The following is a 6,536-nucleotide window of genomic DNA, read 5'->3' on the forward strand; positions in this document are numbered from 1 at the left end:
CCATTGCTGGTGCCACCGACCAGAGCGCCACCTGGAACGTTGTCACTTTTCGCTGGGAGGGATTCCAGACCAACATCAACCCACTAGCAAGGAAGCCAGGGAAACCGCATGGCACGAGCGGTTGCGCGCGCTCGTTCAGAATTGACCGGATAGGAATAACATGTTCAACGCCGCAAACAGGATTTTCGGGTCAATAGATGGAAACTTCGACAGGTCCGCAGGTCCGGGCAGAACAATCAGCGAGGATGTCTACTCTCGATAGGCCGTTAATATGTCCTATGCCTCGGTATTGCGCTTGCCGACGGTACCGATGACCTCCAGCTCACGAACCTTTTCGCCATTCTCGAACGCCATGGCGTATTCCTGTCCATCGCGCTTGACCCGGACCTCAACCCGCAGCGAAAGCGCGTTGACCACCGAGATGCCAACCCCGTGCAAACCGCCGGAGAACTGGTAGTTCTTGTTCGAGAACTTGCCGCCGGCATGCAGGCGGGTAAGGATCAGCTCGACACCCGAGACGCCCTCCTCAGGATGAATATCCACCGGCATTCCGCGACCATCATCGCTGACCTCAAGCGAATTGTCCTGATGCAGCACCACACTGATGCTGCGGGCATGCCCGGCGAGTGCCTCGTCGACACTGTTGTCGATGACTTCCTGCGCCAGGTGGTTGGGACGCGTGGTGTCGGTGTACATGCCCGGTCGGCGGCGCACCGGGTCCAGGCCGCTGAGTACTTCCAACGCGTCGGCATTATAGGTATCTGACATAGAGCGTCTGGTTATCCTCGGTCAATCGGGGTGCCCGCAGGCTGCGCGGGCAAACAAGCAGACCGCATAGTAGCCGTCAGGTTTGCCTACTGCCAAGGGGCGAGCACAGACCCTAATGGATTTGACGCGTCAGACGCTCGGGAGCAAGCAGATCGATGGTGCGGTAGCGAACAGCGATAATACCGGCATGCTCCCACTGCTTGAGGAGTTTGTTGATGCTTTGCCGGGACACACCCAGAATCTGGGCCAGACTTTCCTGTGATACCCGCAGCTGGCAGCCGGTCAAGGAGGTGTCTTCCGCTTCAGCGGTATTGGCCAGCGCCAGTAATTTCAGCGCCAGCCGGGTCGGCAGTGGCTGCAGCACGCTGTCATCCATGCGCTCCAGGGTCAGCTTGTAGCGAATCCCCATGAGGCGTAGAAATTCCAGCAGGAAAGCCGGCTGGTCATGAACCAGCCGGTGCAACACCTTGGCCGGCACCACCAGCAATTCCGAGTCCTCTTCGGCAAAGGCATCATGGGCCCGAGCTTCACCGCTGAACACCGAGGCCTCGCCAAACCAGTGCCCGGGCGGCACCACATTCAGCAAGGCCTCACGCCCACTGGCGCCGGTCACGCTGAGCCTGACCTTGCCGCTGAGCAGACAGAACAAGGCGTCCGGCCTGGAGCCACGCAGGAAGAGCTGACCTTTTTTCGGCAGACACTGCCGCCGTGCATGCTGTCGCAGCAAGCTGTCCAGGGCCGGGCTCAGGCTGCCAGTAGCGGTGTCTGCCATCGGGTCTCCTCAGTCACCCAGGGCTTCAACTAGGCGCTGGCGACGATTATGCAGCAACGGATAATCAGCATAGGGCAAGTCCGGCTGAGCATTCTCCAGCATGCGCTCGAAACGGTGCTTGAGCAGGCCATGAACTTCATCGGTAGGGAAAATATAGAAACGACCCTGTTCGACGGCGTTGAAGGTGATTTCCGCGACCTGCTCGGCGCTGAGCGAGCCGTTATCCAGATCGTTCTGCGCAATGGCAGCGGTGGCCATCTGCGAGCGCGTTGGCCCTTCATTGTTGGCCCACTGCTGCGGCCGAACATGATAGCACTGGCCGATGTTGGTGGCTACATAGGAGGGTGACAGTGTAGGTAGCTAATGTTCTGTCCGGTTCTGTAGCAAGTAATCTGTCCGGTTTCACTAAGTTCTTGATTAGGAGAGAGCAAGTGGGCCGGGCAGCTTGGTTACAGGAGACCAGACGCATGAGATTTGAAGAGGCCTACGAGGGCTGGCAAAGCAAACGATTAACCCAAGAGCAAGCGGCGCAGCTGCTGGGCTTGTGTGAACGGAGCTTTCGCCGATATATCAACCGATATGAGGAAGCGGGATTTGAAGGACTGATGGACAAGCGCATTAGCGAGATATCAGCCCGCAAAGCGCCGGTTGACGAGGTGTTGCGCCTTGAAGCGCTTTACAAGGAGCGTTACGACGGCTGGACCGTGAAGCACTTCTTTGAGCGCTACCAGGACGAGCACCAGGGCAGTCGCTCCTACACGTGGGTAAAGAGCCGGTTGCAGGAGGCGAACCTGGCACCCAAAGGGAAGAAGCGCGGCCCTCAGCGCCGCCGACGGCCTCGGGCACCCCTGCCAGGGATGATGATCCATCAGGACGGCTCTACCCATGAGTGGGTGCCCGGCCAGATCTGGGACCTCATCGTGACCATGGACGACGCTAACAGTGAGATCTACTGCGCTCAGTTTGTCGAGGAGGAAGGCACATTCTCCAGTTTTGAGGGCGTCAAAGTGGTTCTGCAGAAGCGAGGCTTATTTTCCAGCTTCTACAGTGATCGGGGCTCCCATTACTGGCTCACAACTGAAGCCGGCAACAAAGTCGACAAGCAGCGCCTGACGCAGTTCGGGCGTGCTATGAACCAGCTTGGCATTCAGATGATCGCCGCCTACTCGCCCGAGGCGCGAGGGCGCTCGGAGCGTTTCTTTCGCACCTTGCAGGACCGTCTGCCAAAGGAGCTGGCCCTGGCCGGTATCACTACCATGGACGAGGCCAACCAGTTCCTGCGGCGCAGCTATCTCAAGCGTTTTAACCGCCGTTTCATGGTCAAACCGGCCCAAGAGGGCGATGCCTTTGTACCGCTGCTAGGCGTGGACATCGACAATATTCTCTGTCGTCAGGTGGAGCGAATCACGGGCAAAGACAATTGTGTGTCCTATCAGGGTATGACCTTACAGCTACCCAGCGACAAGATTCGTCACTTCAGCAAGACCCGCGTGCGGGTTCACGAATACCCCAATGGCGACCTCGCCGTCTTCCATGGGCCACGCTGCCTGGCGCACTACAACGCGCAGGGGGCACTCATTAAGAAACGGAGAAAGATGGCCGCGTAAACCGCTTCGCAGCTATCCGCTGGATCGAAAACCCAGCGCCTACAAAAGCGGACAATTCATTTGCTATAAAAACCGGACAAATCTACTTGCTACAAACACATAGGAGGGTGACAGTACCGCAGCAGTCACCTGATTGGTCAGCAGGGACAGATCATGGTAAAGGCATTCGGACATGGCCATCACCGCATGTTTGGATACGCTGTATACGCCCATCGCCGGCCCGGTCAGCACGCCGGCCAGCGAGGCGGTATTGACGATGCAGCCTTGATAATCCGCGTCACCCTTGGCCGCAGCTAGCATCTGCGGGGTGAAGGCGCGCAGCCCGTTGGCAACGCCCTTGACGTTGACGGCCAACAGCCAGTCCCAGTCCTGGTCGCTGCTTTCCCAGATCAGGCCGGCACTGGCGACGCCGGCATTGTTGAATACCAGGTTGGCCGGGCCAAAATGCTGCTGTGTGCGCTCGGCCAGGGCAGCGACGGCTGCGGCAGCGGTCACATCCAGCACCTCACCAATAACGTCGGCACCTTGTGCGCGCAGCGCTTCCAGGGTCTGTTCCAGCGCCTTGGCATTGACATCCGCCAGCACGACCTTCATGCCGCGCTTGACCGCAGCCTCAGCCAGCGCCTTACCCAGGCCTGAGCCGCCACCGGTAATCACCGCAACCTTATTATTGAAATCTTTCATGCTGTTGTACTCCTCATGGTTTTACTTGCCTTGCGGGCGCTATCAATATAGTGGTAGCTGAAGATCGAATCGCTGAAGTCGACTCTGGGTAACACCTGCTTTTCGTATTCGTAGTCCTGGCTATGCTGCCACTCCGGTTTGTCACCGCGCTTGGGCAAGCGGTGCAGGCTGCGCAGCAGATAGCCTGGATTCAGGGTTTGCGTGTCGACCCAGGGCAGCAAGGTCATATCGGCATCCTCGGGGCGCAAGGCCGGGGCCACGCTGCTGGCCCTGGTCGCTTGCAGATGCGCTAGCAGCCGGCAGACAAAGTTGCCAATCAGCTCCACCCGCAGGGTCCAGCTGTAAAAGCCATAACCATAGACCCAGGCCATATTGGGCACGCCGGTGAACAGGATGCCGCGGTAACCCACGGTGTTGGCAAAATCCACCGGCTCACCGTCCACGCTGAAAGGAATCTCGCCCATGACCGCCATATCGAAACCGGTGGCGGTGACCACCACATCACAGTCCAGACGCTCCCCTGAGCGCAGGACAATACCCTGCTCGTCGAAGGTTTCGATCTGGTCGGTAACCACACTGGCCTTGCCGTCGCTGATGGCCTTGAACAGGTCACCTTCGGGCACAAAGGCCACCCGCTGCTGCAGCGGTTTGTAGGGTGGGGTGAAATGCCGCTCGGCATCAAAACCCTCCGGCAGGCAGGCGCGCACGCCATCGATCAGGGTCTGTTTGAGTTTGTCCGGCGCCTTGCTAGCGTGCTTGAGCAGCACGGCACGGTCATGCACGGCTTTCTTGCGCATGATCTGATGGATCCAGTCAGGATCCACCTCAAGCTTGCGCAGCTCTTCCGCCAGGGCATCAGCATTGCGCCCGGCGGCAAAATAGGTCGGTGTGCGCTGCAGCATGGTAACGTGCCGGCAGTCATCCGCCAGCGCCGGAATCAGCGTGGCAGCGGTTGCGCCCGAGCCAATGACCACCACCTGCTGGTCAGCGAGGTCCGCGTCTTCCGGCCATTGCTGCGGGTGGATGACGGTACCCTTGAAATGTTCCAGGCCAGGCCAGTCTGGCGTGTAACCCTTTGCGTGCTGGTAGTAGCCCTGGCACATCCAGAGAAAACCGGCCTGAACCGATTGGACCCGCTGGCTGTCACCATCCTGCACCTGCAACGTCCAGCACTGCTGGTCACTGGACCAGTTGGCCGCCTGTACTTTTTGCCGGTAGCAGATGTGCGGAGCCAGGTCGGCATCCTCGATGGCCTCACCCAGGTACTGCAGGATCTGGTCGCGGCTAGCAATCGGCTTGCCGGTCCAGGGTTTGAAGTGATAACCGAAGGTGAAAAGGTCACTGTCTGAACGAGTACCCGGGTATTTGTGGATCAGCCAGGTACCGCCATAGGATTCCAGGGCTTCGAGAATAAGAAAGCGCAGATGAGGGTGCTGCTGACGCAGCATGGTCGCCGAGCCGATGCCGGAAATTCCGGCACCGACAATGACCACATCATAGTACTCGTCGGCCGGGTTGCCGGCCTGGGATTGGTGTGTTGCTGACATGGGTCTCTCCGGTTGATCAACAGCCTGTTGAACGTTTCCGGAGCAGTATTGGCCAAGGGCCAGAAGCAAACTGTCAAGGAGTGGCAGTTTGCTGCTGCCACTCCTGTTTTCTACTACATCGCAGCAGCAGTGTCTGTGCCAGTGCTATTCCACTGCCTGGGCCTGGTAGTCGGTCACCAACGCTGAAAGCGCCTTGATCTCGATCAGCAACGCGGCATCATCAACCATAAACTCGGGTGAATGATTGGGGGCAGCGCGGCCGACTTTTTCTGCTGGCGTGACCCCGAGAAAGAAAAACAGCCCGGGCACCTGCTGGGCATAGAAGGAAAAATCCTCAGAGGCGGTCACCAGTGGCGAGGGGAAGACCTGCCCCTGAGCTGCCTGTTTGAGCGTGGGCAGCATCTGTCCGGTCAGACTGGTGTCGTTCACCGTGGTCGCGTAATTATCGACAATACTGACCTTGGCCTCGGCCCCCGAAGCTCTGGCCATCTGCTCGGCAGTTCGCGTGATATCGGCATTGACCTGTTGCTGCACCTCGTCACCAAAGGTGCGAATAGTCCCGGTCATCTCAACGCTATCGGGAATGATATTGTGCCGGGCGCCACCTTCAATGGTGCCAATGGAAACCACCGCCGGCGCCGGCATGATGTTGGTCTGCCGGCTGACCACGGTTTGCAGGCCGTTGATGATCTGCGCACTGGCCACGATGGGGTCGACACCACTCCAGGGCTGGGCGCCATGTGTCTGCTCACCACGCACCCGGATACGCAGGTCGCCGCTGGCGGCCATGATCGGACCGCCGCGATAACCGATCACACCCGTTGGCGCAGCCGAGGTGACGTGCGAGTGGGTCGCCAAGGCCAACGGATTCTCCATGCATGCCGGTGTGAGTTGCGAAGGGCATCAAAAAGAAAAACGTGAAAGGCTGTGCCGCTATATATCCCGCCCGGCCGTGGCTGTTCCCCGCCTGTCACTGAGCTCCACGGGAAAGGTGGTCTACACGCTGAAAACTCCGTACCGGGATGGCACGACCCAGGTGGCCTTCGAACCGTTGGATTTCATCGCCAGGTTGGCCGCCCTGGTACCCAAACCAAGAGTCAACCTCACCCGCTACCATGGCGTCCTGGCACCGAACCATCGCTGGCGAGGGCTCGTCAC

General features: G+C 59.2%; 6 protein-coding genes and 2 pseudogenes. 2 read left to right on the forward strand and 6 right to left on the reverse strand.

Annotation, left to right across the window (positions count from 1 at the left end; all coding sequences use genetic code 11):
* Positions 1-285: 285 nt before the first annotated feature.
* From G533_RS0118845 to G533_RS22935, 3 genes and pseudogenes are all read right to left on the reverse strand, one after another.
* Positions 286-768, reverse strand: a pseudogene (locus tag G533_RS0118845) (ATP-binding protein); the annotation flags it as partial.
* Between the two features lie 112 nt (positions 769-880).
* Positions 881-1,540, reverse strand: a complete 660-nt coding sequence (locus G533_RS22930; RefSeq protein ID WP_035529179.1) for a Crp/Fnr family transcriptional regulator — start codon at positions 1,538-1,540, stop codon at positions 881-883.
* 9 nt (positions 1,541-1,549) lie between these two features.
* Entirely contained in the window at positions 1,550-1,798 is a 249-nt protein-coding gene (locus G533_RS22935; protein ID WP_027951259.1) for an SDR family oxidoreductase, read from the reverse strand.
* 209 nt (positions 1,799-2,007) lie between these two features.
* On the opposite strand from G533_RS22935, the gene G533_RS22940 reads away from it, so the two are divergent.
* On the forward strand, positions 2,008-3,147 hold the full coding sequence (locus G533_RS22940; protein WP_051230683.1) for an ISNCY family transposase: 1,140 nt from the start codon (positions 2,008-2,010) through the stop codon (positions 3,145-3,147).
* Between the two features lie 63 nt (positions 3,148-3,210).
* On the opposite strand, the gene G533_RS22945 is transcribed toward G533_RS22940, so the two are convergent.
* The 3 genes from G533_RS22945 to G533_RS22955 form a co-directional block, all read right to left on the reverse strand.
* Entirely contained in the window at positions 3,211-3,831 is a 621-nt protein-coding gene (locus tag G533_RS22945; RefSeq protein ID WP_084639174.1) for an SDR family NAD(P)-dependent oxidoreductase, read from the reverse strand.
* Positions 3,828-5,378: a flavin-containing monooxygenase gene (locus G533_RS22950; RefSeq protein WP_051230686.1), complete on the reverse strand. Its 1,551-nt coding sequence runs from the start codon at positions 5,376-5,378 to the stop codon at positions 3,828-3,830. Before G533_RS22950 ends, G533_RS22945 begins: the two co-directional genes overlap by 4 nt.
* 144 nt (positions 5,379-5,522) lie before the next feature.
* Positions 5,523-6,254 carry a M20/M25/M40 family metallo-hydrolase gene (locus G533_RS22955; RefSeq protein WP_035529182.1) on the reverse strand — a complete coding sequence of 244 codons (732 nt, stop codon included), beginning with the start codon at positions 6,252-6,254 and terminating at the stop codon, positions 5,523-5,525.
* On the opposite strand from G533_RS22955, the pseudogene G533_RS24285 reads away from it, so the two are divergent.
* Positions 6,235-6,536: pseudogene (locus G533_RS24285) on the forward strand (transposase); the annotation flags it as partial. The gene G533_RS22955 and the pseudogene G533_RS24285 sit on opposite strands and share 20 nt — an antisense overlap.

This window comes from Haliea salexigens DSM 19537 (genome assembly GCF_000423125.1).
GTDB lineage: Bacteria > Pseudomonadota > Gammaproteobacteria > Pseudomonadales > Halieaceae > Haliea > Haliea salexigens.

Coding starts and splice junctions, on each gene's coding strand:
- G533_RS22930 (WP_035529179.1), bottom strand. CDS start 1,540: ATGGCAGACACCGCTACTGGCAGCCTGAGCCCGGCCCTGGACAGCTTG.
- G533_RS22935 (WP_027951259.1), bottom strand. CDS start 1,798: ATGGCCACCGCTGCCATTGCGCAGAACGATCTGGATAACGGCTCGCTC.
- G533_RS22940 (WP_051230683.1), top strand. CDS start 2,008: ATGAGATTTGAAGAGGCCTACGAGGGCTGGCAAAGCAAACGATTAACC.
- G533_RS22945 (WP_084639174.1), bottom strand. CDS start 3,831: ATGAAAGATTTCAATAATAAGGTTGCGGTGATTACCGGTGGCGGCTCA.
- G533_RS22950 (WP_051230686.1), bottom strand. CDS start 5,378: ATGTCAGCAACACACCAATCCCAGGCCGGCAACCCGGCCGACGAGTAC.
- G533_RS22955 (WP_035529182.1), bottom strand. CDS start 6,254: ATGGAGAATCCGTTGGCCTTGGCGACCCACTCGCACGTCACCTCGGCT.